Below are 25768 nucleotides of genomic sequence, written 5' to 3' on the forward strand. Positions count from 1 at the left end.
AATCGAACCACCGACACGCGGATTTTCAATCCGCTGCTCTACCAACTGAGCTACCGAGCCAAGGGGCGAGAGTGTAGCAGCCCCAGGCAACGCGCCGCGGCCTAGGCCATCACGCCCTTCTTGCCCCGGCTCAGGTCGACGCCCAGCTGCTTGAGCTTGCGGTAGAGGTGGGTGCGCTCCAGGCCGGTTTTCTCGGCCACGCGCGTCATGCTGCCGTTCTCCCGCGCCAGATGAAACTCGAAATAGGCCTTCTCGAAGGCGTCTCGGGCCTCGCGCAGCGGCCGGTCGAGCTCGAAGCTCTGCTCGGGCTGGGGCCCCAGCACGATGGGCAGCGAGCCGCCGACACTCACCAGCATCGGCTCCATCGCGATGTGCTCGCGGTCGCCGGGCCGCAGCGGCGTGACCGTCGCCGCCGGCCGGGCGGCCGGCTTGGCCAGCCCCTGCTCGACGGAGCGCAGCAGCTTCTGCAGGGTGATGGGCTTCTCGAGGAAGGCCATCGCGCCGAACTTGATCGCCTCGACGGCGGTGTCGATGGTGCCGTGGCCCGACATCATGATCACCGGCATCGTCAGCAGGTTGCCGGCGCCCCACTCCTTGAGCAGCGTGACGCCGTCGACGTCGGGCATCCAGATGTCGAGCAGCACCAGGTCGGGACGCATGCGGTCGCGGAACGCGCGGGCCTCGGCGGCGTTCTCGGCCAGTTCGACGCTGTGGCCCTCGTCGCTCAGGATGTCCGACAGCAGCGCGCGGATGCCGAGTTCGTCGTCAACAACAAGGATGGTCGCCATGGGGTCCCGGTGGGTGGCGCCGGCCGTGTCGGCGGCGCCGCGAGCTAGCCCTGTGGGGCCAGCCATTTCGAAAATGATAGCGAAACTTGTGCCCCCCCCGTCCCGGTAGCTACCCCCGGACCGGTGCCGGTCGCCGCCTCGGCCGGCAGGTTGGCCAGGCGCACGCGGGCGCCGTGCTCGTCGGCGATCTTCTTGACGACGGCCAGGCCCAGACCCGTGCCCTTGCTCTTGGTCGTCACGTAGGGCTCGAAGGCGCGCTTGAGGACGCGCTCGCCGAAGCCCGGCCCGTTGTCGGCCACGACCAGCCGCACGGCGCGCCACTGGCCCTGCTCGTTGCGCGCCCCTTCGGTGCGCACCCGCACCACCCCGTCGGGCCGGTCGGCGACCGCGTCGAAGGCGTTCTGGACCAGGTTGTGCACGACCTGGCGCAGCTGCGTCGCATCGCCTTCGATGCGCGGCAGGTCCGGCGCCAGCTCGGCGCGCAGCCGCCCGGACTCCTGCGCCTCGGCATACAGGCCCAGGACCTCGTGGACCAGCGCCCCGAGGTCCAGCGGCGCCAGCTGCGCCGCCGGCAGGCGGGCGTAGTCGCGGAACTCGTTGACCAGCTGCTTCATCGCCTGGACCTGGGCGACGATGGTGCCGACCGACTTGACGAGCATCAGCTGGTCCGGGCCTTCCAGCTTGGCCTCGAGCTTGTGCTGAATGCGCTCGGCCGACAGCTGGATCGGCGTCAGCGGGTTCTTGATCTCGTGCGCCAGCCGGCGCGCGACCTCGCCCCAGGCTTCTGCGCGCTGCGCCGACACCAGCTCGGTGATGTCGTCGAACACCACCAGCCGCGCGCTGCCGCCCTGCGCACCGGCCGGCAGCTGTGCGCCGCGCACCAGCAGCATCACCGCCTCGCGGTCGGCGGCCCCCTTCAGCTCGAAAGAGTCCTGCCACTGCTCTTGCTCGCCGCTGCCTTCGAGCTGCTCGAAGCGTTGGGTCAGGGCGGCATCGAAGCCCTCGAGACCCGGCACCTCGCCCAGCGGCCGGCCGAGGTAGGCCGACAGCGGCGCGCGCAGGATGCGTGTCGCACCGGCGTTGAGGCTGTCGACGCGCCCTTCGGCGTCGAACACGATCACGCCGGCGCTCATGTTGTCGAGGATGGTCTGCAGCTTGGTGCGCGCGGTCTCGAGCTCGGCCAGGCTGTGCTCGATGATCCCGCGCGCGTCGGCCAACTGCTGCGTCATGTCGGCGAAGGACCGCGTCAGCCCGCCCAGCTCGTCGCGCGAGGCGAACACGGGCTTGGGGCTCAGGTCGCCGCGCGCCACCTCGCGCACGCCGTCGGCCAGCAGCAGCAGCGGTCGCGCCAGCCGGTTGCCGAAGGTCACCGCCAGCAGCATCGCGCCGAACACCGCGAGGATCAGCGTCAGCGTCAGCGTGCCGATGTACATGCGGCGCAGGCCCTCGCGCGCCAGCGAGCGCTGCTGGTACTCGCGGTAGGCGCTCTGCACCGCCAGCGCGTTGGCCGCCAGCGCGGCCGGCAGCAGCTGGCTCACCATCAGATAGCGATCCTCGCCGCTGAGCGAGAAGCCGGTCGACGGGATCAGCGCCAGCACGCGCACGCGCGGCTGGGTCGGCGGCTGGCTGGACGGCAGGCGGGCGCCGGCGCTGTCGTCGTCCAGGCCCTCGAGCTGCGTCGTGACGCGCGCGGTGCGGGCCTCGCGCAGCAGCGCCAGGCCGGGCCGCTCGGGGGCCAGCACCGCGGCCGCGCCGGCGCTCGACAGCACCTGGCCGCCGGCGCCGAGCACGGCGACGTCCTGCGCCGTCAGCTGCTCGCGCAGCCGCTCCAGCGCCAGCGGCTGCTGGCGCTCCGGGCCTTCGGCCAGCCGCTCGGCGGCCACGCGCGTCTTGCGCGCCAGGTCGTTGACCAGCGTGTCGAGCGTGCCGCGACCGAGGTTCAGACCGGCCTCCAGCGCGCCCTCGACCCGCACGTCGAACCAGCTCTCGATGCTGCGCGACACGAACTGGTAGCTCACCGTGTAGACCAGTGCGCCGGGCAGCAGCGCCACCAGGCCGAAGATCGCCGCCAGCCGCAGCAACAGGCGCGAGCCGAAGCGGCCGCGCAGCACGCGCGCCGTCAGGCGCACGGCGCCGAACAGGATCACGCTGACGAGGATCAGCGCGATCGCGATGTTGAAGCCCAGCAGCCAGTTGTAGTGGCGCTCGTAGAACTCGCGGTTGTTGGTGGCGACCGCCAGCAGGAAGGTCAGCACCAGGGCCGCGCCGATCGTCGCCGCCAGCGCGATGATCCAGACCCAGCGCGAGGTGCGCCGGTCGACGCCGCGCGACAGCAGCAGGCCGATGCGTCGTCGCCAGCCGCTGGAATGGCCGTCCACCGCGGCCGGCGCCTCGCGCTTCACGTCACTTGGCCGGCGGCGGTGGCGGGGAGGGCGGCAGCGCCTCGGGCACGGTGAGCGTGCGCTCGACGCCCAGCGTCCATTCGGCCTGCCCGCCGAAGCTGATCTGCAGCGGCCGCGGCAGCTGCGAGGTGTCCAGCCGCAGGCTGAACTCGACGTACTGCCGGGCGCCGTCTTCCAGGTCGGCCGGGTCGGCGAGCTTCCAGCGCGTCGCGCGCTGCACCGCACCCAGGGCATCGGACAGCGTGTCGTAGGTCTGGCTCAGGCTGCCGAAGTTGACGCGGTAGCGGCGTGTCAGCGGCTGCCAGGTCACGCGCCAGTTGCGGCTGGCGCGCACGACCCGCTTGTCGCGCCAGTACCAGCGCGAGCGCAAGAGCTCGGCCTCGGCGACGAAATACAGCGGCACGCCCTTGAGCATGGCGTCCTCGACGGCGCGCGGCAACTCGATGCGCGCCTGGTAGCCGAGCAGCAGGCCTTCCTCGTCGCGCGTGAGCTCGAGCTGGGTCAGCTCGATCTTGTCGGCGCGCGCCGGCAACGCCAGCACGACGAGGCAGATCGCGGTGACGACCCAAAGCCACGGCGCCCCCGGCGCGGGCCGTGCCGCACGGGGCTGGAACCAGCATCGAACCCAGGCGGTGAACACGGCGGGCGGGTGGTCGGTTGTTCGGTGTGTCGCGGTCTCGCGGTCTCGGGAGGGGTCAGGACACGCGCTTGTGGAGCAGCGCGTAATGGAAGCCGTCCGTCACGGGCGGCGGGTCGTCCGGTAATCCGGCCGGCCGGCCTGCCTCCCCCTTCGATCCATTGTCGGCCAGCGGCAGCAATTGACCCGGAGAAGGCCGCAGGTCGGCATCGGGTGCACGTTGCAAAAAAGCGTCGATCCCGCGTTCGCCTTCGGCCCTGAAGACCGAACAGGTCGCATAGACGAGCCGGCCGCCGGGCGCGAGCAGCGGCCACAGGGCGTCCAGCATCGTCGCCTGGGTGCGCGCCAGCGCTTCGATGTCGGACGGGCGCCGCAACCAGCGCACATCGGGATGGCGCCGCACGATGCCCGAGGCACTGCAGGGCGCGTCGAGCAGGATCGCGTCGAAGGGCCGGCCGTCCCACCAGGCTGCGGTGTCGCGCGCGTCGGCCGCCAACAGCCGTGCCTGCAGGCCGAGGCGACTCAGTGTCTGGTCGACCTTCTGCAGCCGCGCCGCATCCACATCGAGAGCCAGCAGGTCGAGGTCCGCCAGCTCCAGCAGGTGCGCCGCCTTGCCGCCGGGCGCCGCGCAGGCATCGAGCACGCGCGCGCCGGCCGGCAGGCCATCGCCCAGCAACAGCGGCGCCGCCTGCTGCGCGGCGAGATCCTGCACCGACACATCGCCGGCGTCGAAGCCCGGCAGCTCGTGCACCGCACGCGGCAGCGCCAGCTCGATCGCCGCGCCGCCCCATCCTCCCGGCAGCGACACCGCGCGCGCCGCGATGCCGCCCGCGGCCAGCCGTTCCAGGTAGGCCGGCACGTCGCCGCGGCGCGCGTTGACGCGCAGGCTCATCGGCGCGCGCCGGTCGTCGGCTCGCAGCAGGTCCTGCCACTGCCTCGGCCAGTCGCGCTGCAGCGCGTCGATCCACCAGCGCGGGTGGTTCCACGCCGCGGCCGGGTCGGTGGCGATCGCGCCCTCCAGCGCCTCGCGCTCGCGCAGGTAGCGGCGCAGCACGGCATTGACGAAGCGCGCCTGCGCCGCGGCGTGACGCTTGGCCGCGTCGACCGCCTGGTTCACCAGCGTGTGGGCGTCGTAGGGCGGCGGCGCGTCGCCGGCCGGCCGCGACACGGCCAGCGCCAGCAGCAGCAGCGCGTCGACCCAGGGCGGTGGCGCCTTCGGCGCGAGCTGCTGGCGCAGCGCCTGCGCCGCTCCGAGGCCGCGCAGGGCATGGAAGGCGAGCGATTGCGTGCCGGGCCGCACCGCCGCCGGCGTCGCCGCCAGCGCGTCGTTCAGCGAGCGTCCGGCGCGCACCGCCGCCACGGCATCGGCGCCATGCGCCATCAGCACGGCCAGCGGGGGCGAAGGGCTCGCGGTCTTGATCACGGGCGCGCAGTGTAGGCGGCGCCCGGGCGCCGTCAGGACCAGCCGGGGTCGCGGTAGCGCGCTGCCAGCGACGGCGGCAGCGGCGCGTCCAGCAGCGTGGCGGCCAGGCGCAGCGCATCGCAGGCATCGGCCCCGAGCGAGGCGACCCCTGGATCCTCCTCGATCGCAGCGATCCAGGCCTGCACCAGCACCGGCCGGTGCATCCACGACTGCGCCTGCATGCGGCGCAGCGCGCGCAGCATCTGTTCGCTGTCCGGCGCCTGGCACATCGAAGCCGCACCGCCGAGCGGGTTGAGCAAGGCCGCCCACGGCGCCAGCACGCGCTCGTGCCACAGCCGCCCCGCATGCGCGATGCGACTGCCCCCGGCGTCGACCGGGACGATGCGCGCCAGGAAGGCGGTGAGCACCGCGAACTCGACCGCGTCGGCCTGCGCGAGTTCGGTGCCGTCGGGAGCGACCGCGGTGCCGGGCGGCGCCAGCGGCGCCTCGCCGAGGCGCTGGCGCAGCGCCAGCCAGCGCAGCCGGTCCAGCGGGCTCACTTGCCCATCGGCCCCCATCACGCGCCGTGCCGTCTCGACCAGGCCCTGGCGTTCGGCCAGCGGTGCCGTTCGCGAGCGCTCCAGCAGCGCGTCGAACACCGGCAGTCGCGTCGCCGGACCCAGCAGCGCGACATCGGCGGCGATCTGCGCCGCTTGCGCCACGTCCGCTGTGGCCTCCTTCCAGGCGGCCTGCTCGCGCTGGCTGCCCGGCGTCAGCAGCAGGGCCAGCAGTGCCGCGCGGCGTTCGCCCGGGCCGCGCACGAAGGACAGATGTTCCAGCGCCTCGCGCTCGCCGCGCGGCGCGGCCGATGCTTCGACATGGCTCATGGTCGATCTCCGAAGCTGGAGGCGATCTGCGAGTCCGGCCCGCGGTCCGGCGATGCAGTCTGCAGTGCGGCCGCCGGCCGGAAGCCGAACAGCCCCGCGACCACGCGCGTCGGCAACTCGCCCACCGCGCGGTTGAAGTCGGTCACCGCCTCCTTGAAGACGCGGCGCGTGAAGACGACCTGGGCGTCGGCGTCCTGCAGTCCCTGCAGCAGCGCGTGCACGCGCTCGCCGACTGCCGCATCCTCGACCAGCGCCGGCCGCGCCTCGATCAGCACGCGCAGCGGCCGCAGCGCGCCGTCGAGCACCTGCTCGGCCAGCCCCAGGCTCTGGATCGCGCCGGCACTGCTGGGCCGCACCTGCGCGTGGTCGGCAGCCGCCTGGGCCTGGCGCGTCGCGGCCATCACCGACTGCAGCGTGGCGCGGCCGACCTCGTCGTCCATGGCGCCCTTGCATTCGGGCCCGGCCAGCAGGGTCGCCAGGTCGAAGGCCAGCGCCTGGCGGCGGCGCAGCTGGGCGTCGATCGGCGTCCACGCGGCCGAGACCGCGCTGCGCAGGCGCACCAGCCGGTTGTAGGCCCCGACGAGCCAGAAGCCGAACACGGCCAGCAGCACGACCACGACGATCCGTGTCGTGCTCACGAGGCAGTGCGTCGGGCCAGCATCGATGACGACTCTACGCCAGCCTGCTGACGCACCGGCGCTTCGTGCCGCGACGAAGCGATCCGCAGCGAGGCTGCGCGATCATCGCGGCATGAAGTCACGCTGCGGCGTCGCGCCGACGACACCCCGAGCGCGTCGGCGATCACCCGACCGGCGGGCTGCCGCGCTGCCGGACCACGACGGGCTGGATGCGGCTCAGGCCGCCGCGCGCCAGGCCTCGTAGCCCTTGCGCCGCAGCTCGCAGGCCGAGCAGGACCCGCAGCCGTAGCCCCAGTCCTGCCGCACGCCGCGCTCGCCGAGGTAGCAGGTGTGGGTCTGATCGATCGTCAACTCGACCAGCGCGTCGCCGCCGAGGCGGTGCGCCAGCGCCCAGGTCTCGGCCTTGCTGAGCCACATCAGCGGCGTCTCGACCGTCATCGGCGTCGCCATGCCGAGGCTGAGCGCCAGTTGCATGGCCTTGAGCGTGTTGTCGCGGCAGTCGGGGTAGCCGGAGTAGTCGGTCTCGCACATGCCGCCGACCAGCACGCTCAGGTTGCGTCGGTAGGCGATCGCGCCGGCGAAGCCGAGGAAGAGCAGGTTGCGGCCCGGCACGAAGCTGCTGGGCAGGCCATTGGCCTGCATCTCGATCTGGCGCGAGGAAGTCAGCGCGGTGTCCGAGATCCGGCCCAGCAGGCCCAGATCCAGCAAGTGATCGTTGGCCAGGCGCCCGGCCCAGTGCGGAAAGCCGCGCGCGAGCGCGTCGCGCACGACGCTGCGGCATTCGAGTTCGATGCGGTGGCGCTGGCCGTAGTCGAAGCCGATCGTCTCGACATGCGCATAGCGATCCAGCGCCCACGCCAGGCAGGCTGTCGAGTCCTGGCCGCCGGAGAACAGGACGAGCGCGCCGCGGGGTTCGAGCGCCATCACCACTGGTTCATCACTTGTCAACGAGCGCGCAGACCACTAGCACCGCGAATGCCAGCGCCGCCACTCCCGCGAACTTGAAGTTCAGCCGCGCAAGCCGATTTCCCGCGAGTGCGAGGTCCATGACTTCGTGCGGCGTCTTCATCTGCTTGGTGACCATGAGCTTGATCACCACGCACCAGCAGGCGATCGCCATGATGATCATCAGTACGAGCGCGCCGACACCGAGATAGGCCCAGATCGAACCCGTGCTCATGACCTGATCTCACCCTGCCCCAGCACCACCCACTTCAGCGAGGTCAGCCCCTCCAGCCCCACTGGCCCGCGGGCGTGGAACTTGTCGGTGGAGATGCCGATCTCGGCGCCCAGCCCGTACTCGAAGCCGTCGGCGAAACGGGTGCTGGCGTTGACCATCACGCTGGCCGAATCGACCTCGCGCAGGAAGCGCATCGCGTTCGGATGGTTGGTCGTCAGGATCGCGTCGGTGTGGTGCGAGCCGTAGCGGTTGATGCGCGCGATCGCCTCGTCCAGGCTGTCGACCAGCTTGATGCTGATGATGGGCGCAAGGTACTCCTCGGACCAGTCGGCCTCGGTCGCATCGACCAGCTTCGCGCCCGGCACCGCCGCGAGCAGCGCCTTGGCGCGCGGACCGCAACGCATCTCCACGCCCTTGGCCGCGAACACCGCGCCGATCTTGGGCAGGAAGGCGGCCGCGACGTCGCGATGCACCAGCAGCGATTCGGCCGCGTTGCAGGGGCTGTATTTCTGCGTCTTGGCGTTGTCGGTGACCTTCACCGCCAGGTCCAGGTCGACCTCGGCATCGACGTAGGCGTGGCAGTTGCCGTCCAGGTGCTTGATCACCGGCACCTTGGCCTCGGCGCTGATGCGCTCGATCAGGCCCTTGCCGCCGCGCGGGATGATGACGTCCACCGATTCCGGCATCGCGATCAGCCGCCCGACCGCGGCGCGGTCCGTCGTCTCGATGAGCTGCACCGCGTCGGCCGGCAGGCCCGCCTCGACCAGCGCCGCCTGTACCTCGCGCGCCAGTGCCAGGTTGCTGTGCAGCGCCTCGGAGCCGCCGCGCAGGATGCAGGCGTTGCCGCTCTTGATCGCCAGCGAGGCGGCCTCGATCGTCACGTTGGGCCGGCTCTCGTAGATCATGCCGAACACGCCCAGCGGCACGCGCATGCGGCCCACGCTGATGCCGCTGGGGCGGCGCTTCAGCTCGGTGATCTCGCCCACCGGGTCGGGCATCGCGGCGATCTGCTCGCAGCCCTCGGCGACCGTCTCGATCACCTTCGGCGTGAGCTTCAGGCGGTCGAGCATCGGGCCCGCCAGGCCGGCCGCCGCGGCGGCCTCCAGGTCGCGCGCGTTGGCGGCCTGTACCTGTCGTGCGGCCTGGCCGTCGCGCAGCCGGCGCGCCAGCGCACGCAGGGCGGCGTCCTTGGCGGCCGACGGCGCCGCGGCCATCGCCGCCGAGGCGGCGCGGGCCAGCGTGCCCACGTGGGCCATGTAGGCGGGGATGTCGGTCGGGTTCATCGTGGCGCGATTGTCCCGCAAGCCGCGGCTAGCCGAGTGCCTGCAGCCCCAGCAACCACAGCGGCGCGGTGGCCGCGAAGGCCAGCGTCGAGACGACGATCGCGGCGGTCGTCTCGCCCTCGCTGCTGCGGTAGCGCTGGGCGAACATCAGCGCATTGGCGCCGGTCGGCATGGCCGCGGCGATGACGATCACGGTCAGCGGCAGGCCGCGCAGGCCCATCAGCCAGCCGACCGCGAGCACCAGCGCCGGCTGCACCACCAGCTTGCCCGCCGCCAGCCACAGCGCCGAGCTCGCCGCGCCGCGCAGCCCGTAGTGGCCGAGCGAGAGGCCGATGGCCACCAGGCACAGCGGCACGACCGCCGTGCCCAGCATCTGCAGCACCTCGTCGACCGGACCGGGGATGGCCATGCCGGTGAGGTTCCAGGCCATGCCGGCCAGCACCGGAAGCACGATGGGATGGATCACGGTGTTGCGCACCGTCAGCAACAGCGTGCGACCCAGCGGCACGCCCTGCCCGGCCTCGCGCGCGGCGGCCTGGGCCACGTCGCGCTCGACCAGCAGGGTCAGCACCGTCAGCAGCGTCAGCGCGTGGAGGCTGACCACCGACAGGTGCAGCTGCAGCCCGGCCTCGCCGAACAGCGCCGCGGCCATCGGGATGCCGAGCTGGGCGTTGTTGCCGAAGGCGGCCGTGATGGCACGCACGCTCGGGCGAGCCGGCTCCGGCGAAGGCCGTCGCCGCTGCTGCACGTAGACGATGAGCATCCAGCCGACCACCGGCACGAAGAAGGCCGCCAGCGCATGCCAGGGCAGCGTGCCCAGGTCGATGCGCGCCGTGGCGCGGAACAGCAGCGCCGGCGCGAAGACGTAGAAGGCCGCGTTGGACAGGATGCGCGCCGCCTCGCCGCCTTCGAAGGGCCGCGTGCGGCCGGCCAGCCAGCCGATCGCGATCGTCACGAAGATCGCGAGCAGCTTGAGGAAGAGGACCGGGGTCATCGGCGACGCCGCAGGTCGGAGCCCCGGCTCAGGCCGCCTTGGTCTTCTTCACCGCCGCCTTCCTGGCAGGCGCCGCCTTCTTGGCGGCGACCGCCTTCGTCACCGGTGCGGCGGGCTCGGCCGCCGGTGGCGCGCTCTTCGCCGCGCTCTTCGCCGCGCTCTTCTTGGCCGGGACCTTCGCGGCCCGCGGCTCGAACTCGAAGCCGACCTTGCCCTCCTTCGCATCCCAGCCCAGCCGTGCCTTGAACTTGCGGCGCGTCTTGTTGGAGACGAAGTTCTCCAGCAGCTCGGTCTTGCCCTCCTTGAGCAGCCGCGTCATCTGCTCGCGCGCCACGGGCTGCTGCAGGATGATCTTGCCGCTCTTGAAGTCGCAGGTGACGTGCGCGCCGACCGCGTGCTCGCAGACGTAGCTGCTGCCGTGCTCGTAGACGTGGCCCTTGCACTTGGGGCAGGCGCCCAGCGACTCCTGGCCGCTGAAGTCCACCGGCGTGCCGTCGCCCTCGCCCTTGCGGGCATCGTCGCCGAAGTCGAACTCGAGCTTCCAGTTCGCGATCTCGTCGTCGTAGGCGAGCTTCAACTCCGCGGTGAAGGGCCAGCCGGCCTTGGAGCGGAAGCCCTCCAGGGGCCCGATCTTCCGGTGGGCGATGAAGGCGTCGGCCTCCTCGGTCTCGAAGCTGCGGCCGCCGGGGATCTTGCTGATGCTGAAGCCGCAGGCGTTGTCTTCCTTCGCGCTGGTGCCGACGCAGGCGAAGCGGCGGTAGTTCTCCTTCACGACGCCGCCGCACTTGGGGCACGGCGTCTTGAGGGTCGCGTAGTCGCCCGGGATGGTGTCGCGGTCGTACTCCTTGGCCTTGGCGACGATGCGCTGCGTCATCGCTGCGATCTCGGCCATGAAGGCGTCGCGGCTCAGCCTGCCGTGCTCCATCTGCGACAGCTGGTACTCCCAGTTGCCAGTCAGCTCGGGCTGGGTCAGCTCCTCGACCTGCAGGCCGCGCAGCAGCGTCATCAGCTGGAAGGCCTTGGCGGTCGGGATCAGCTCGCGGCCGTCGCGGTGCATGTACTTCTCGAGCAGCAGGCCTTCGATGATCGCGGCGCGCGTCGCCGGCGTGCCCAGGCCCTTCTCCTGCATGGCCTCGCGCAGCTCGTCGTCGTCGATCAGCTTGCCGGCGCCTTCCATCGCGCTCAGCAGCGTCGCTTCGGTGTAGCGCGCCGGCGGCTTGGTCTTCTGCGCGTTCACGTCCACGCTCTCGGTCCGTACCACCTCGCCCGGCTCGACCGCGACCAGGATAGCGTCGGCATCTTCCGTGTCGCGGCCGTAGACCGCCAGCCAGCCCGGCTTGACCATCACCTTGCCGTTGGTCTGGAACTTGTGCTCCTGCGCGCCGACCTTCACCGTCGAGATGCGCGTCGTCACCAGAAACTCGGCCGGCGGATAGAACACCGCCAGGAAGCGCTTGACCACCAGGTCGTAGAGCTTGGCCTCGATCTCGGTCAGCGCCTTGGGCGCCTGCAGCGTCGGGATGATCGCGAAGTGGTCCGAGACCTTGGCGTTGTCGAAGATGCGCTTGTTCGGCTTGACATAGCCCTCCTTCACCGCCTTCCTGGCGTGCGCCGACAGCGCGCGCAGCGGACCCGGCAGGTCCTCGGTGGCCAGCATCTCCATCGTCTGCTTGACGACGCCGACGTAGTCCTCTGGCAGCGCCTTCGAGTCGGTCCGCGGGTAGGTCAGCACCTTGTGCTTCTCGTACAGCGCCTGCGCGATCGACAGCGTCGTCTTGGCGCTGAAGCCGAAGCGCGAATTGGCCTCGCGCTGCAGCAGCGTCAGGTCGTAGAGCTGCGGGCTGCTCTGCGAGCTGGGCTTGGACTCCTCGCTCACCGTGGCCGGCTGGCTGCGGCAGGCCTCGGCGATGGCGTTGGCGTCGGCCGCGTTCCAGATCCGGTCGGCCCGGCGCTCGGCGTCCTCGTTCTTCTTCCAGGCCGGGTCGAACCACTTGCCTTCGTACTCGCCGGCCTTCGCGGCGAAGCTCGCCTTCAGCTCCCAGTAGTCGCGCGACACGTGCTTGCGGATCTTCTCCTCGCGCTCGACCACGATCGACAGCGTCGGCGTCTGCACCCGCCCCACGGTCGTGAGGAAGAAGCCGCCGTCGCGCGAATTGAAGGCCGTCATCGCCCGCGTGCCGTTGATGCCGACCAGCCAGTCGGCTTCGCTGCGGCTGCGCGCGGCGTCGGCCAGGCCCAGCAGTTCCTTGTCGCCGCGCAGCGACTCGAAGCCGTCGCGGATCGCCTGCGGCGTCATGCTCTGCAGCCACAGGCGCCGCACCGGCTTGTCGATCGGCTTCTTGGCGCCGCCGGCGTACTGCACGATCAGCCGGAAGATCAGCTCGCCCTCGCGGCCGGCGTCGCAGGCGTTGATCAGCTCGGTCACGTCCTTGCGCTTGACCTGCCGGACCACCGCGGCGAGCCGGCTCTTGGCCTTGTCGATCGGCGCCAGGTCGAAGTGCGGCGGGATCACCGGCAGGTGGGCGAAGCTCCACTTGCCGCGCTTCACGTCGTACTCCTCGGGCGCCTTGATCTCGACCAGGTGGCCGACCGCGGACGTCACCACGTAGTGCTCGTTCTCGAAGTGGTCCTCGTGCTTCTCGAACTTGCCGGCCGTCGGCGTCAGCGCACGGACGATGTCCTGCGCGACGGACGGTTTCTCGGCGATCACCAATGCTTTGCTCATGTCTTCGAAGTCCTTCGCTGCCGCTCGCGGCACGCCCCTGGCGTCCAGGCGCCCCGGGGCGTCCCTACAATCCGGGCTCTCGCGCGCACGCGCCTACGCGCGCGCGCACCCATGAATTCAATGTAGCCAAACTCGAACATGACGCAATCGAAGGGCCGCAAGTCGCCCGCCTCGCCGAAGAAGGCTCCCGCCGCCGCCGCCCCCGAACTCACCGGCGGCCGGCGCATCCGCGTGCGCCGCTCGGGCGTGCACGGCAAGGGCGTGTTCGCGGTCGAGAAGCTGAAGAAAGGCGAGGCGCTGATCGAGTACGTCGGCGAGGTCATCGACTGGCCCGAGGCGCTGCGCCGCCACCCGCACAACCCCGAAGAGCCGAACCACACCTTCTATTTCAGCATCGACGACGACCACGTCATCGACGCCAACGTCGGCGGCAACGCGGCGCGCTGGATCAACCACGCCTGCAAGCCCAACTGCGAGGCCGACGAGCAGGGCGGCCGCGTCTTCATCAAGACGCTGCGCAAGATCCAGCCGGGCGAGGAACTGTTCTACGACTACGGCCTGGTGATCGACGAGAAGTACACCAAGAAGCTGAAGAAGCAGTACGAGTGCCGCTGCGGTGCCAAGAAGTGCCGCGGCACGATGCTGGCCCCCAAGCGCTAGAGCCGGTTCCACCGTGTCCGAGAGTCCGCCACCGCCGCAACGCCGCTCGGTCGACGCGCAGGGCGGCGCGGCGGCGCCCCTGCGCTGGCCGCTCGAGGCCCTGTGGGCCCAGCTCGAGCCGCTGCGGCCCGGCCTGACGGTCGAGCGCCTGATCGAGACCGACTCCACCAACACCCGCCTGCTGGAGCGCGCCCGCAGCGGCGACGCCACGCCCTGCCTGCTGGTCGCCGAGCGCCAGACCGCGGGCCGCGGACGGCTGGGGCGCGCCTGGGTGTCCGACACCGCGGTGGCGCCCGGGCCCGACGGGCCAGCGTCGCTGACCTTCTCGCTCGGTATGGCCTACGCGCCGGCGGACTGGTCGGGGCTGTCGCTGGCGGTCGGCGTCGCGTTGGCCGAGGCGCTGCACGCCGGCGTGCGCCTGAAGTGGCCCAACGACCTGTGGCTGGTCGAGGCCGGCAGCCCGGGGCGCAAGCTCGGCGGCGTGCTGATCGAGACGGTGGCGCTGCCCGACGACGAGCGGCGCTACATGGTCGCGGGCGTCGGCATCAACCTCGAGGCCCCGGCCCCGCATCCGGACATCGGCCAGCCCGTGGCCGGCTGGCGCGAGTTCGAGGCACATGCCCGCGCGCCCGACCTGCTGGCGCGCCTGGCCGGCCCCCTGCTGCAGGCGGTCATCGCCTTCGAACGCCAGGGCTTCGCGGCCTTCACCTCGCGCTTCGCGGCGCGCGACGCGCTGGCCGGCCAGCGCGTCACGACCAGCCAGCCCGACCTGCCGGAAGGCGTGGCCGACGGCGTCGACGGCCAGGGCGCGCTGCGCCTCCTCACATCCGCCGGCTTGCGGCTGGTATCCAGTGGCGAAGTGAGCGTGCGCCCATGCTGAGGCTGGTCGTCCTGCTGCTGCTGATCGCCAACGCCGGCTTCTGGAGCTGGCGGCAGGGTTGGCTCGTGCCGCTGCACACCCTGATCGGCGCACGGCCCGAAGGCGAGCGCGAGCCCGAGCGGATGGCGCGGCAGGTCCAGCCCGACGCCATCCGCCTGGTTCCGGCCGAAGCGGCCTCCGCGCCACGCCGCGCGCCGGCACCGCCCCCACCGATCCCCGAGCCCACGCCGCCCAGCGCCCCCAGCACCGCCTGCCTCGAAGCCGGCCCCTTTGCCGCGGCCGAAGTGGGCCCGGTCGAGTCCCTGGTCAAGGCGGCGCTGCCGGGCGGAGGCTGGACGGTGCGCGAGCTCGCGCCGCCATGGTGGGTTGCGATGGGGCCTTACCCCGATGCCGAGCAGTTGCAGAAGAAGCGCGACGAACTCTCGCGCCGCGGCATCGCCCCCGATCAGCCGGCCGGCACGCGGCTGCTGGTGCTGAGCCGCCACGACAACCGCGCCGCCGCCGATGCGGAGCTGGCCGCCTTGTCGGACCGCGGCGTGCGCACCGCACGCGTGATGGCCGCCACGCCGGCGCCGCAGCGCGCCCTGCGCGTGGCACAGGCCGATGCCGCCCAGCAGGCGACGCTGGCGGCCCTGTCGACCGAGAAGCTGCGCGGCAAGGCCTTCACGGCCTGCGGCAGCGGTCCGCTCTAGCTGTCCGGTCTAGCGGACCACGCGCCGCGCGGCGACGACCGCGAGCAGCAGCGCGACGAGGTAGCCCCAGCCGAGCGCGCCACCACCACCGCCACCGCCACCGCCGCTACCGCCCCCACCGGTCGATGGAGGCGCTGCGGCCACATTGATCCGCTGAGACGTAGTGGTCTGCCCACCGGCCTGATCGGTGACGGTCACCGCGACCGAGAACGTGCCGGCTGCAGATGCAGTCACGCTCGCAGTCGCAGCGTTGGTCGAACTGGTGAAAGCGGTAGCAATGCCACCGCCCGTGTCGGTGATCGTCCAGGAGTACGCGGCAGCGGTGCCGCCGCCGACCAGCGCAGAAACCGATGCCTGCAGATTGATGGGCACCATTGCCTGCGGAGAGCCCGACGAGACGCCGATCTGGGCGATCACGGTCGATGCCGCAGACTGCACTGCGGCACGTGCGTCCAGCATGCCAGCACCGCAGGTCGCGGTGTTGCAGTAACACTCGATCTGATCAACAGGGTTGCCGCTGGCGTCTGTGATCGGGGCCACGCACTGCGGCGTGCCGGGATCGGCGCCGGCGGTCGGGAACGGCCGTGCGCCACCCTGCAACAGCGTGAGGATCTGCGCCGATGTCAGCTGTGGTTGGACCGACAGCATCAGCGCCGCCACGCCCGACACCAGCGGCGCCGAGAAGCTGGTGCCGGCCGAGACGTTCGACCCATTGGTGTAGGCCGAGGCCACCGGGCCCTGCGCGCCGGTGTTGGTCGCCGTCAGGATCGGATAGAGGCAGGTGCCCGAGGGGTTGACGCAATTGCCGCCGGGTGCGCTGATCGCTACTTCCGTGCCGACGTCCGAGTAGCCGACCTTGGTACCGATGTGGCGCAATCCGCCGACGGCGATCACGCCGGTGCAGTTGGCCGGCGCACCGACCGCGTGGCCGTCGCTGTTGCCGGCCGACACCACGACCACGGCGCCCTGAGCCAGCACCGCGTTGACCGCGCTCTGGTAGGTCAAGCCGCAGGAACCGGTGCCGCCGAGGCTGAGGTTCAGCACGCGCGCCGGCGTCGGGTTAGCCGGCAAGCCGGGCACGGTGATGCCGACGGCCCAGCGCATGGCGGCGACGATGTCGGACTGGAAGCCCGCGCACTTGCCGAGCACCCGCAGTGGCAGCAGTCTGGCGCCCCAGCTGACCCCGGCCATTCCTGCGGCGTTGTTGCTCAGCGCGCCGACGATGCCGGCCACCTGGGTGCCGTGCCAGGAGCTGTCGGCGACTTCGCAGTTAGGCCCAAAGGCGCCGCTGTCGAAGTCGGCCTGCGAGACCCAGTCGCCCGGGTCGGAAGCGTCGGCGTCGCGTGCGTCGCTGTCGTTGGCGTAGGTCGTGTTGGCCACGAAGTCGTAGCCGGCGAGCAGCTTGCCGCCCTGCGTGGTGCGCCCCAGGTCGGGGTGATCGAAACGCACGCCGGTGTCGAACACCGCGACGACCACGTTCGAGCTGCCGGTGGTCCGGTCCCAGGCCGTGGTCGCGTCGATGGACGAGCGCACCTCGCCGGCGGGCGTCTTCAGGTACCACTGGCCGACCACCGGACCGGCCCCGCCTCCGGTGGCGTAGAGGGGATCCGTGGGCACCGCCGCACGGCGCACCAGACGGTCGGGCTCGGCATAGGCCACGTCGGGGTCGGCGCTCAGGCGTCGCGCCAGCGCGGCCGAGTCGATGCCCTGGGCGAGCACGACCTGGCTGTGCTCGCCGACGGCGCGACGACCCTGCAGGGCGAGGCCGTGGCGGCGGGCCAGGCCGTCGAGTCGCGCCTCGAGCCGCGCCAGCATCTGCCGGCCCTGCAGCGCCGATGCCGTCGGCACGGCCCGGTAGGTGACGATCACGCGCGCCGTGCCGGCGTCGGCGGGCGCCGCCTGCGCGAGCGCAGACGACGAGACCACAGCCGCGGCGACGAACGCGCCCAGCGCGCGCAGAGAACAGGAAGAGTGGTGCATGGAAGCCCGTGGACAGCAGGAGCCCGATCAGTTTAGGGGCGGCCTTGCCGCACCGGTTGACGCCGCGCCTGCAAGGCCGGGGCCGTGCTCACAATGTCACTGCGGCGAGCCGCGGCTTTGTATCCAGTTGCCACAGGCCGCCGGCCGCCCAGCAGAAAGGCCCCTCGCGGGGCCTTTTTCCACCGATGCGGCGTCGCGGCTTCAGCCGCCGATCACGCGCACCATCTCCAGCACCTTGTTCGAGTAGCCCCACTCGTTGTCGTACCAGGCCACGACCTTGACGAAGGTCTTGTCCAGCGCGATGCCGGCCTCGGCGTCGAAGACCGAAGTCATCGCCTCGCCGCGGAAGTCGGTCGAGACGACCTTGTCCTCGGTGTAGCCGAGCACGCCCTTCATCGGGCCGGCCGCCGCCGCCTTCATCGCGTTGCAGATGTCCTCGTAGCTGGCTTCCTTGACCAGTTCGACCGTCAGGTCGATCACCGACACGTCGGAGGTCGGCACGCGGAAGGACATGCCGGTGAGCTTCTTGTTCAGCTCGGGGATCACCACGCCCACCGCCTTGGCGGCGCCGGTGCTCGAGGGAATGATGTTCTCGAGGATGCCGCGGCCGCCGCGCCAGTCCTTGTTGCTCGGACCGTCGACGGTCTTCTGCGTCGCGGTGGTGGCGTGCACCGTGGTCATCAGGCCGCGCTTGATGCCGAAGCTGTCGTTCAGCACCTTGGCCACGGGCGCCAGGCAGTTGGTGGTGCACGAGGCGTTGGAGATGATCGCCTCGCCCTGGTAGGTCTTGTCGTTGACACCGTAGACGAACATCGGCGTGTCGTCCTTCGACGGCGCGCTCATCACGACCTTCTTCGCGCCGGCGGCGAGGTGCTTCTGGCAGGTCTCCTTGGTCAGGAACAGGCCGGTGGCCTCGACCACGATGTCGGCGCCGACCTCGCCCCACTTCAGTTCGGCCGGGTCCTTGAGCGCGGTCAGGCGGATGCGCTGGCCGTTGACGATGAGCGTGTTGCCGTCGACGGCGACCTCGCCCTTGAAGCGGCCGTGCACGCTGTCGTACTTGAGCATGTAGGCCAGGTAGTCGGGCTCGAGCAGGTCGTTGATCGCGACGACCTGGATGTCCGCGTGGTTGGCGATGGCGGCGCGGAACACCATGCGCCCGATGCGGCCGAAGCCGTTGATGCCGATCTTGATGGTCATCTTTCGTTCTCCAGTGGTTCTCAGCAGGTTCAATTCAAAGCAGATCCAGGACGCCGCACGGGACGGCGACCGTCATCGAGTCGCCGATGACCAGTCGCTTGGCCTCGGGCGGCAGCTTGAGGGAGATCGTCTTCAGCCACTCGAGCAGCTCGCGCCGGTTCGGGTCACTGGTCCCGACTTCGCCGACGGCGTTGGGCTGGTAGGGCTGGTACAGCGTGAAGCGCAGGTCGAAAGGGCAGCCCATCGTATTCAGGTCGAAGCGCACGCGTTGCGTGTCGAGACCATCAATCACACCGAGGAACTGCTTCAAGCTCGCATCCTTGAGGACGTAAATCGATTCAGCGTCGACCAAGAACGTGAACTGCTGGGTTGCCGTGACCGGTGCACGAATGGCCTCCAGGCAAGGAAGCCGGTAGCCGCGGACATAGGCCTTGACGGCATTCGCCAGCGCGGCGCTGCCGCCGTCGAACACGATCTCGGTTTGCGGCGCTGCATCGGGTCCAGCGAAGGTCATGCGGGCCAGCACGGTCCCCTGCACGCCGTCTCGGAGGGCTCGATACGGATACTCCGGCCGGCCCTTGGTCTTCAAGCACGCGGCCATGGCCTCGTCGCCTTCGTCCGCGTCGGGGCGCGGCTCGCTCCAGATGACTTTGCGACCGTCGCCGGGGACGAACTGAAACTCCTGCGTCGCGGATACCGGCGCGGCCGACGCCGTCAGGCAGGGCAGTCGATAGGTCTTGACATGGTCCTGCACGACGCCGGCAAAGGCGGCCCGGCCCGAGTTGTACAGCACGTCCACCGACGGCGCCGCGTCGGCGCTCTTGAACGTGAGCTTGACGCGAACGACCGCGGCTTCCTTGCGGTCGGCAGCGTCCTTCGGATAGGACAGCGGCCCCAGGCCCTGAGCCGGCTGATTCAGGCATGCGAATGCGGGCGCCCGAGGCTCGATCGCGATGCGCTGTTCCGACGGACGAGCTTCCTGTGCCTCGCAAGGAAGACCTGCCGCAGTCAACATCAACAGCCCGCCAAGCCATGCGTGTCGCAGCCCCCCACGAGCGGGGCCGCAATGTCGCGCCGCCTTGCGGGCCGGTCCAGTCACGCCGCAGCACCTCGCGCCGCGTCTGCGCGGCCCGCGGCGACGGTCCCGGACGTCACCCATCCCGCGCCGTGGCGGCCATCGGTGCGGGCCTCGATGACGATCGAGTCCCTTGCTGAATCCAGGACGAAGGCAGGGGCCACGAAACGGCTCTAGTACTCGACGTTGAAGGTCATGCGGAACGGATAGCCCATCGCACAGGGCTGACCGCGACAGACGGCGGGCTTGTACGGAGTGACCATCAGCACCTTCGCGACGGCGACGGCAAGCTGGGGATCCGGAGACTTGATGATGGAGGCGCCGCTGGCCTGCCCCGTCGCATCCACGTCGATGAAGATCGTCAACTCGCCCTGCGCCAGCAGCTTGGACTGCAGCTTGCGGACGGCTTGGAACACGGGCTCCAGGCCGTTGGCCGGAAACGGCGGTTCATCGAGCGGATGCATGGCCTCGTAGCGCGACTTGACGATCGCCTTCTGCGCGTCGGTGAGTTCGCCGTAGCGCCGATTGATCGGCACGTCGAATCCTATGACCGCCTTGCGCCGGATGTTCGTGCCCAGCCGCGGTTCGTCGTCCTTGATCACGTACTTCTCGGCCGGCAGTTCGTCGGCGGCACGCGCGGCGCCAAGGGCCGCCACCGCGCCGGCGATGACCAGCGATGCCCAGACGATGCGGCGCCGCACGATCAGCCTCGCAACACCTTGGTGACGGTCGCGGCCACGTTCTCCGCCGTGAACCCGAAATGCTTGAACAGCGCGCCCGCCGGCGCCGACTCGCCGTAGGTGTCGAGGCCGACCACGGCGGCGCAGCCGTACTTCCACCAGCCGTCGGTGACGCCGGCTTCGACGGCGATGCGCGGCACGCCTTCCGGCAGCACGCTGCGCTTGTAGGCGGCGTCCTGGCGGTCGAAGGTGGTGGTGCTGGGCATCGAGACCACGCGCACCGCGATACCGCCGGCGGCCAGCTGCTGCTGCGCGTGCAGCGCGAGCTGCACCTCGGAGCCGGTCGCGACGATGACGGCCTGCGCCTTCTTCTTCAGCCCGACCTCGGCCGGCTCGGCCAGCACGTAGGCACCGCGGGCGATCTCGTCGAGGCCGGCCTTGGGCGCATACGGCAGGTTCTGGCGGCTCAGCAGCAGCGCGGTCGGGCGGTCGGTGTTGAGCAGCGCTTTGGTCCACGCGATCGTGGTCTCGGCGGTATCGCCCGGGCGCCAGACGTCCAGGCCGGGAATCAGCCGCAGGCTGGCCGCGTGCTCGACGCTCTGGTGCGTGGGGCCGTCCTCGCCCAGGCCGATGCTGTCGTGCGTGAAGACGTGGATCACGCGCTGCTTCATCAGCGCCGCCATGCGGATGGCGTTGCGGCTGTAGTCGCTGAACGTGAGGAAGGTGCCGCCATAGGGGATGTAGCCGCCGTGCAGCGCGACGCCGTTCATCACCGCCGCCATGCCGAACTCGCGCACGCCGTAGTTGATGTGGCGGCCGGGCTTGCCGTCCTCGCCGCGCTTGACCGTGCCGTCGGTGGCGAAGCGCAGCGACGGCGTGTGCCGGGTGTTGGTGAGGTTGGAGCCGGTCAGGTCGGCGCTGCCGCCCAGCAGCTCGGGCAGCGCGGCGGTGAAGTGTTCCAGGGCGAGCTGGCTGGCCTTGCGGCTGGCCACCGTCTCGGCCTTGCTGTGCGCGGCGACCGCGGCATCGACCGCGACCTGCGCGAAGTTCGCCGGCAGCTTGCCGGCCATGCGGCGCTCGAACTCGGCCGCCAGCGCTGGGTGGTCGGCGCGATAGGCCTCGAAGCGTGCGCCCCATTCGCCCTGCACGGCGATGCCGGCCTCCCTGGCGTTCCAGGCGCCGTAGGCCGTGGCCGGGATCTCGAAGGGCGCATGCGTCCAGCCCAGCGCCGCGCGCGTCAGCGCGATCTCGTCGGCACCCAGCGGCTCGCCGTGCGCCTTGGCGGTCCCGGCGCGGTTGGGCGAGCCCTTGCCGATCGCGGTCTTGCACAGGATCAGCGTCGGCTTGTCGGTGCTCTGCTTCGCCCGCGCGACGGCCGCGTCGACGGCCTCGACATCGTGGCCGTCGATCGGGCCGATCACGCTCCAGCCGTAGGCGGTGAAGCGCAGCGCGGTGTTGTCGACGAACCAGGGCGTGACGGGGCCATCGATCGAGATGCCGTTGTCGTCGTAGAGCGCGACCAGCTTGTTCAGCTTCCAGGCGCCGGCCAGCGCGCAGGCCTCGTGGCTGATGCCTTCCATCAGGCAGCCGTCGCCGAGGAAGGCGTAGGTGTGGTGGTTCACCACGGAATGAGCATCGCGGTTGAACTCGGCGGCCAGAAGCTTCTCGGCCAGCGCCATGCCGACCGCGTTGCTGATGCCCTGGCCCAGCGGGCCGGTGGTGGTCTCGACGCCCGGCGTGATGCCGACCTCGGGGTGACCCGGCGTCTTGCTGTGCAGCTGGCGGAAGTTGCGCAGCTCGCCGATCGGCAGCGCGTAGCCGGTCAGGTGAAGCAGCGCGTAGATCAGCATCGAGCCGTGGCCGTTGCTGAGCACGAAGCGGTCGCGGTCGGCCCAGTGCGGGTCGGCCGGGTTGTGCCGCAGGTGGCGGCCCCACAGCGCCACCGCGATCTCGGCCATGCCCATCGGCGCGCCCGGGTGCCCGGAGTTGGCCTGCTGGACCGCGTCCATGGCCAGCGCGCGAATGGCGTTGGCCATCAGCGTGGTGTCCTGGGCGGTGGCGGTGGGGGTCTCGATTGCGGCCATGGACTGCTCGGTAAGGAAGGGCCACCGGGGCGGCAGAATCGCTGATTTTACGAGCCCGCCTCCCGTTGCCATGCAGGGTCTGCACCTCACCGCCGATTTGAGCGGGTGCCGCCGCGGCACCCCGGCCCTGACCGAGATCGATGCGCTGCGGGCGCTGTGCCTGCAGGCCGTCGCCACGGCCGGGCTGCAGCCGGTGGGCGAGCGCTTCCACGCCTTCCCGCCCGAGAACGGCGAACCGCGCGGCGTGACCGGCGTCGTGCTGCTGTCCGAGTCGCACCTGGCGGTGCACACCTGGCCCGAGCTGGACGCGGTGACGCTCGACGTCTACGTCTGCCATCGCCGCGGCGACAACTCGGCGCGCGCGGAGGCGGCGGTCGAGGTGCTGATCGCGGCCTTCGCGCCAGCACATGCCGCCCGGCACCGGCTGGCCCGCGGATGAGCGCCGCCCAACTGCCGGCGCTCATCCTCGCCGCCGGCCGCGGCGAACGCATGCGGCCGCTGACCGACACGACGCCCAAGCCCCTGCTGCCGGTGCACGGCAAGCCGCTGATCGTCTGGCAGCTCGAGGCACTGGCCCGTGACGGCGTGCGCGAGGTGGTCATCAACACCGCGTGGCTGGAAGACCAGTTCCCGGCCGTGCTGGGCGACGGCTCGCGCTGGGGGCTCGCGATCCGCTATTCGATGGAAGGCCGCGACCACGGCGGCGCGCTCGAAACCGCCGGCGGGATGGTCAAGGCGCAGGCGCTGTTGCAATCCGACACCTTTTGGGTCGTGGCCGGCGACGCCTGGCTGCCCGACTTCCGCTTCGACGCGCAGGCCGTGAACGACTTCATGCGCAGCGGCGACCTCGGCCATCTGTGGCTGGTGCCGAACCCGCCGCAACACCCCCGCGGGGACTTCGGACTCGGCGCGGAAGGCCGCGTATTGGCAGGCGATCACCCATCAGTCATCACTCGTTACACGTACTCGACCGCGGGCTTGTTCCAATCGAGTCTGGTGGATGGCGTGCGTGTCGGCGAGCGGTCGGCATTGCGGCCCCACCTCGATGCGGCCATCGCGCGGGGCCGGCTCGGCGGCAGCCTCTACACGGGGCGCTGGGCCGATGTCGGCACGCCGCAGCGCTGGCAGGATCTGCAGGGAGAGGCTTGAGTCGACGATGGGTGTCTTCGCGTTGTTGCTGGGTGCCGTGGTGTGCACGGCGGTCGCCGCGCTGCTGGAACGCGGCGCCGTGCATGGGCTGCGCGCGGCCTGGCTGGCGCACGAGCCGGTCTCGGGCGATCACACCGACACCGAGGTCTACCACCGCAGCCTGTGGACGCCCGGCCAGCCCGACATGCTGACGGTCGCCGCGGGCCTGGCCGCGAGCGGCGTCCTCGCGGCTGCCGCCTGGGGCATCGCCGGCTGGCCGCTGTGGCCGGCCGTCCTGGCTTGGCTCGCCGCGCTGGGCTGGGACCTGTGGACCTGGGAGCGCGTGGCCGCCAGCGTCAAGTTCGTGTCGTGGCGGCGTGGCTGGCGGCAATCGGCCCGCCGCGTCGCGGTGTCCGACCTGCGCGAGGTCAACGTGGTCGAGCGCAGCAAGATTTCCGACAAGCTGCCCGCCTGGCTGCAGCCGGGCAGCTGCTACCTCGCGCTGGTGATGCGCGACGGCAAGGCCGTGAAGCTGCCGCGCACCGGCACGCTGTTCGGCGGCGAGGCCGACGTCGAGAAGCTGGCCAACTTCGTCCGCATGCAGATGGACGTGGTCGCCGACAACCGCCGGCGCGCCGCGGCCGACAAACGCTCGGCCGCGCGCCGCGCGATGCTGCAGCAGGCGCCGGTCCACCCGGCCAGCAAGGTCAACCCCGGCGCCCTGCCCTTCGGCAGCCTGCGCTGAAGGCGTGGCGGCGGCCCGGCCGCCACGCGCAACTGACGACTCACTCGACGTCGATCTGGAAGATGGCGGTGCTGCCGCTGACCTCGTGCCCGACGATGAGGAGCGGCTTGCCGTTGGGCGACTGCTTCGCGCTGACGAAGGCCAGCCCTTCCGGCCCACGGTCGCCGCCGAGGCCGTTGCGCGTGTTGAGGTAGCTGACGAACCGCGCCGAGAAGGGGTTCGTCACGTCGAACACCGCGACACCCCCTACCCGCTCGAGCCCGACGAAGGCATAGGTCGACGCGCCGATCGTGCCGAGCGCGATGCCTTCCGGCTCCGGCCCCTTGGTCGGGCTGCGGCCGTCGAGCGTGTTGTTGTCGTGGCTGGCGTTGAACGCGAAGGCGCCGCCGCTGGCCTGGCTGGCGGCCAGCGTCACGCGCTCCAGCGTGTCGCCCGAGTCCCAGATGCGCTGCCCGTCGTCGGTCCAGATCGTGATCGAGCGCGCGCCGAAGGCGTACAGCGCTTCGCACTGGCCCTGGGCGTTGCGCCCGGCATAGCCGCCGTTGGGCGTGTTGGTGATGCGCAGCCGGCCGAGGTTGGAGTCGAACAGCAGACGCGCCGCGTTCGGGCCGAAGACGGCCGGATCCAGCCCGCCGGCGGCGCAGTGCTCGCGCACCCGCGTCTCTTCGTTGAAGCCCGGCCAGTCGGCGCGCGCGTCGCCTTCGTTCGCCGTGATCAGGAAGGTGTTGCCCCAGGCGCGGTAGCTGGCGATCGTGTCCGGCAGGTACAGGCCCCGGACCGGCTGCGGCACGATGCGCGCCACCGGCGAGCCGCTGTTGGTGTCGGTACCGCCGTCCTCGTCGCTGGCATCGAGCCCGAAGCCGGCGATGTTGAAGTCCTTGCTGCCGAGCGGCCGGATCGCGACGACCTTGCCGAGCGTCACGTCGACCTGCGCGATCGCGTTGTTCTCCTGCAGCGTGACCCAGGCGGTTGCGCCGTCGTCGGACACGGCGATGTACTCGGGCTCCAGGTCCTGCGAGACGCTGGCGCCCGGCCCGAAGATGCGCACGCCGGCCGCCTGCAGCTCGGCCTTGCGGCCGTCCCAGGCGCGGAAGTCGGCGGTGCGCACGCGCGGCGCGTGCGGCTGGCGCAGGTCGACGATGCTGATGGAGCCTTCGGGATCGTCGGCCGCGTTGCCGGTGTTGTAGGCCGCCGGCTCGCCTTCGTTGGCGACCAGCAGCGTCCTGCCGTCCGGCGTGAAGACCAGCATGTCCGGCAGCGCACCGACCTCGACGGTGGCGACCAGTGCCAGCGTGCGACTGTCGAGCAGCGCGACGAGGCCCGGCCGCGTCTTCGGCAGCGCCTCGATCGCCAGCGCGACCAGGCCGTGCGACACCGCGACGCTGTTCGCGCCGCCCAGGCCCGGTCCGAAGCTCGCCGTCGACAGACTGGCCAAGAGGGCAGGCTGCGTCGGGTCGCTGAGGTCCAGCACCTCGACCGTAGCGAGCGCGCCATTGACGACGAAGGCGCGCTTCGTGAGCCGGTCGTAGGCCGGGATCTCCGACGCGCCGACCCCGCCGCTGGACTGATAGCCGCCGATCTTGGCGATCCTCAGGCCCGCGGGCGCGCTGCCCGTGCCCGCCGCGATCGCCATGCCGGCAATCAGCAGCCCCGCCACCATCCCGACGGCCGTCCTGGCCGCCCACTTGCTCGCTCGCATCGCCTCGTC

General features: G+C 71.2%; 23 protein-coding genes. 6 read left to right on the forward strand and 17 right to left on the reverse strand.

Annotation, left to right across the window (positions count from 1 at the left end; genetic code table 11):
• Positions 1–101: 101 nt before the first annotated feature.
• The 11 genes from QZV97_RS04960 to QZV97_RS05010 form a co-directional block, all read right to left on the reverse strand.
• Positions 102–788, reverse strand: a complete 687-nt coding sequence (locus QZV97_RS04960) for a response regulator (RefSeq protein WP_295639385.1) — start codon at positions 786–788, stop codon at positions 102–104.
• Between the two features lie 44 nt (positions 789–832).
• Positions 833–3121, reverse strand: coding sequence for an ATP-binding protein (locus QZV97_RS04965; RefSeq protein WP_295639689.1), 2289 nt, complete (start codon positions 3119–3121; stop codon positions 833–835).
• 70 nt (positions 3122–3191) lie between these two features.
• Positions 3192–3830, reverse strand: a complete 639-nt coding sequence (locus QZV97_RS04970; protein ID WP_295639388.1) for a DUF4390 domain-containing protein — start codon at positions 3828–3830, stop codon at positions 3192–3194.
• Between the two features lie 55 nt (positions 3831–3885).
• Positions 3886–5208, reverse strand: a complete 1323-nt coding sequence (gene rsmB / locus QZV97_RS04975) for a 16S rRNA (cytosine(967)-C(5))-methyltransferase RsmB (protein WP_295639692.1) — start codon at positions 5206–5208, stop codon at positions 3886–3888.
• A 74-nt stretch (positions 5209–5282) separates the two neighbouring features.
• Positions 5283–6116 (reverse strand): hypothetical protein, encoded by an 834-nt coding sequence (locus QZV97_RS04980; protein ID WP_295639391.1) that lies wholly within the window; start codon positions 6114–6116, stop codon positions 5283–5285.
• Positions 6113–6754 carry a LemA family protein gene (locus QZV97_RS04985; protein WP_295639394.1) on the reverse strand — a complete coding sequence of 214 codons (642 nt, stop codon included), beginning with the start codon at positions 6752–6754 and terminating at the stop codon, positions 6113–6115. Before QZV97_RS04985 ends, QZV97_RS04980 begins: the two co-directional genes overlap by 4 nt.
• Before the next feature lie 216 nt (positions 6755–6970).
• On the reverse strand, positions 6971–7678 hold the full coding sequence (gene queC, locus QZV97_RS04990; protein WP_295639397.1) for a 7-cyano-7-deazaguanine synthase QueC: 708 nt from the start codon (positions 7676–7678) through the stop codon (positions 6971–6973).
• A gap of 13 nt (positions 7679–7691) precedes the next feature.
• Complete coding sequence (locus QZV97_RS04995) at positions 7692–7934, reverse strand: hypothetical protein (RefSeq protein WP_295639401.1); 243 nt, start codon at positions 7932–7934, stop codon at positions 7692–7694.
• On the reverse strand, positions 7931–9217 hold the full coding sequence (locus QZV97_RS05000) for a glutamate-5-semialdehyde dehydrogenase (protein WP_295639404.1): 1287 nt from the start codon (positions 9215–9217) through the stop codon (positions 7931–7933). The genes QZV97_RS04995 and QZV97_RS05000 overlap by 4 nt, the downstream gene beginning before the upstream one ends.
• Positions 9218–9245: 28 nt before the next feature.
• Positions 9246–10211, reverse strand: a complete 966-nt coding sequence (locus QZV97_RS05005; protein WP_295639407.1) for an AEC family transporter — start codon at positions 10209–10211, stop codon at positions 9246–9248.
• A gap of 28 nt (positions 10212–10239) precedes the next feature.
• Complete coding sequence (locus QZV97_RS05010) at positions 10240–12936, reverse strand: DNA topoisomerase III (RefSeq protein ID WP_295639410.1); 2697 nt, start codon at positions 12934–12936, stop codon at positions 10240–10242.
• Between the two features lie 138 nt (positions 12937–13074).
• On the opposite strand from QZV97_RS05010, the gene QZV97_RS05015 reads away from it, so the two are divergent.
• The 3 genes from QZV97_RS05015 to QZV97_RS05025 are packed head-to-tail and all read left to right on the forward strand — an operon-like array spanning position 13075 to position 15168.
• Positions 13075–13596, forward strand: coding sequence for an SET domain-containing protein-lysine N-methyltransferase (locus QZV97_RS05015; protein WP_295639413.1), 522 nt, complete (start codon positions 13075–13077; stop codon positions 13594–13596).
• A gap of 13 nt (positions 13597–13609) precedes the next feature.
• Entirely contained in the window at positions 13610–14476 is an 867-nt protein-coding gene (locus QZV97_RS05020; RefSeq protein WP_295639417.1) for a biotin--[acetyl-CoA-carboxylase] ligase, read from the forward strand.
• Positions 14470–15168, forward strand: a complete 699-nt coding sequence (locus tag QZV97_RS05025) for a hypothetical protein (protein ID WP_295639421.1) — start codon at positions 14470–14472, stop codon at positions 15166–15168. Before QZV97_RS05020 ends, QZV97_RS05025 begins: the two co-directional genes overlap by 7 nt.
• 9 nt (positions 15169–15177) lie before the next feature.
• On the opposite strand, the gene QZV97_RS05030 is transcribed toward QZV97_RS05025, so the two are convergent.
• The 5 genes from QZV97_RS05030 to tkt form a co-directional block, all read right to left on the reverse strand.
• Positions 15178–17148 carry a S8 family peptidase gene (locus QZV97_RS05030; RefSeq protein WP_295639424.1) on the reverse strand — a complete coding sequence of 657 codons (1971 nt, stop codon included), beginning with the start codon at positions 17146–17148 and terminating at the stop codon, positions 15178–15180.
• A gap of 201 nt (positions 17149–17349) precedes the next feature.
• Complete coding sequence (gene gap, locus QZV97_RS05035) at positions 17350–18348, reverse strand: type I glyceraldehyde-3-phosphate dehydrogenase (RefSeq protein WP_295639427.1); 999 nt, start codon at positions 18346–18348, stop codon at positions 17350–17352.
• Positions 18349–18382: 34 nt separating this feature from the next.
• The gene (locus QZV97_RS05040) at positions 18383–19363 is read right to left on the reverse strand and encodes a hypothetical protein (RefSeq protein WP_295639430.1); all 981 of its coding nucleotides are present in this window, start codon (positions 19361–19363) and stop codon (positions 18383–18385) included.
• 233 nt (positions 19364–19596) lie between these two features.
• Positions 19597–20124 carry a hypothetical protein gene (locus QZV97_RS05045; protein ID WP_295639433.1) on the reverse strand — a complete coding sequence of 176 codons (528 nt, stop codon included), beginning with the start codon at positions 20122–20124 and terminating at the stop codon, positions 19597–19599.
• Between the two features lie 2 nt (positions 20125–20126).
• Positions 20127–22187: a transketolase gene (gene tkt / locus QZV97_RS05050; protein ID WP_295639436.1), complete on the reverse strand. Its 2061-nt coding sequence runs from the start codon at positions 22185–22187 to the stop codon at positions 20127–20129.
• 70 nt (positions 22188–22257) lie between these two features.
• Between tkt and speD the strand changes: the two genes are divergently transcribed.
• Genes speD through QZV97_RS05065 form a run of 3 tightly spaced genes read left to right on the forward strand, consistent with a single transcriptional unit; the run spans position 22258 to position 24060 of the window.
• Entirely contained in the window at positions 22258–22626 is a 369-nt protein-coding gene (gene speD / locus QZV97_RS05055; RefSeq protein WP_295639439.1) for an adenosylmethionine decarboxylase, read from the forward strand.
• Positions 22623–23336: an N-acetylmuramate alpha-1-phosphate uridylyltransferase MurU gene (gene murU / locus QZV97_RS05060; RefSeq protein ID WP_295639442.1), complete on the forward strand. Its 714-nt coding sequence runs from the start codon at positions 22623–22625 to the stop codon at positions 23334–23336. The genes speD and murU overlap by 4 nt, the downstream gene beginning before the upstream one ends.
• 7 nt (positions 23337–23343) lie before the next feature.
• Positions 23344–24060, forward strand: coding sequence for a hypothetical protein (locus QZV97_RS05065; protein ID WP_295639445.1), 717 nt, complete (start codon positions 23344–23346; stop codon positions 24058–24060).
• A gap of 40 nt (positions 24061–24100) precedes the next feature.
• Here QZV97_RS05065 and QZV97_RS05070 read toward each other — a convergent pair whose 3' ends face one another.
• Entirely contained in the window at positions 24101–25759 is a 1659-nt protein-coding gene (locus tag QZV97_RS05070; protein ID WP_295639448.1) for a choice-of-anchor I family protein, read from the reverse strand.
• Positions 25760–25768 lie beyond the last annotated feature (9 nt).

It is taken from the genome of uncultured Methylibium sp., from assembly GCF_902826655.1.
In the GTDB taxonomy this organism is placed as follows: domain Bacteria; phylum Pseudomonadota; class Gammaproteobacteria; order Burkholderiales; family Burkholderiaceae_C; genus Methylibium.

Bases quoted from the DNA above. Each gene is read 5' to 3' on its own strand.
- QZV97_RS05065 (WP_295639445.1), top strand. From the start codon at position 23,344: ATGGGTGTCTTCGCGTTGTTGCTGGGTGCCGTGGTGTGCACGGCGGTC.
- QZV97_RS04980 (WP_295639391.1), bottom strand. From the start codon at position 6,116: ATGAGCCATGTCGAAGCATCGGCCGCGCCGCGCGGCGAGCGCGAGGCG.
- rsmB (WP_295639692.1), bottom strand. From the start codon at position 5,208: ATGGCGCATGGCGCCGATGCCGTGGCGGCGGTGCGCGCCGGACGCTCG.
- gap (WP_295639427.1), bottom strand. From the start codon at position 18,348: ATGACCATCAAGATCGGCATCAACGGCTTCGGCCGCATCGGGCGCATG.
- QZV97_RS05070 (WP_295639448.1), bottom strand. From the start codon at position 25,759: ATGCGAGCGAGCAAGTGGGCGGCCAGGACGGCCGTCGGGATGGTGGCG.
- queC (WP_295639397.1), bottom strand. From the start codon at position 7,678: ATGGCGCTCGAACCCCGCGGCGCGCTCGTCCTGTTCTCCGGCGGCCAG.
- QZV97_RS04995 (WP_295639401.1), bottom strand. From the start codon at position 7,934: ATGAGCACGGGTTCGATCTGGGCCTATCTCGGTGTCGGCGCGCTCGTA.
- QZV97_RS05040 (WP_295639430.1), bottom strand. From the start codon at position 19,363: ATGTTGACTGCGGCAGGTCTTCCTTGCGAGGCACAGGAAGCTCGTCCG.
- QZV97_RS05010 (WP_295639410.1), bottom strand. From the start codon at position 12,936: ATGAGCAAAGCATTGGTGATCGCCGAGAAACCGTCCGTCGCGCAGGAC.
- QZV97_RS05005 (WP_295639407.1), bottom strand. From the start codon at position 10,211: ATGACCCCGGTCCTCTTCCTCAAGCTGCTCGCGATCTTCGTGACGATC.
- QZV97_RS05015 (WP_295639413.1), top strand. From the start codon at position 13,075: ATGACGCAATCGAAGGGCCGCAAGTCGCCCGCCTCGCCGAAGAAGGCT.
- murU (WP_295639442.1), top strand. From the start codon at position 22,623: ATGAGCGCCGCCCAACTGCCGGCGCTCATCCTCGCCGCCGGCCGCGGC.
- QZV97_RS04960 (WP_295639385.1), bottom strand. From the start codon at position 788: ATGGCGACCATCCTTGTTGTTGACGACGAACTCGGCATCCGCGCGCTG.
- QZV97_RS05030 (WP_295639424.1), bottom strand. From the start codon at position 17,148: ATGCACCACTCTTCCTGTTCTCTGCGCGCGCTGGGCGCGTTCGTCGCC.
- tkt (WP_295639436.1), bottom strand. From the start codon at position 22,187: ATGGCCGCAATCGAGACCCCCACCGCCACCGCCCAGGACACCACGCTG.
- QZV97_RS05000 (WP_295639404.1), bottom strand. From the start codon at position 9,217: ATGAACCCGACCGACATCCCCGCCTACATGGCCCACGTGGGCACGCTG.
- speD (WP_295639439.1), top strand. From the start codon at position 22,258: ATGCAGGGTCTGCACCTCACCGCCGATTTGAGCGGGTGCCGCCGCGGC.
- QZV97_RS05025 (WP_295639421.1), top strand. From the start codon at position 14,470: ATGCTGAGGCTGGTCGTCCTGCTGCTGCTGATCGCCAACGCCGGCTTC.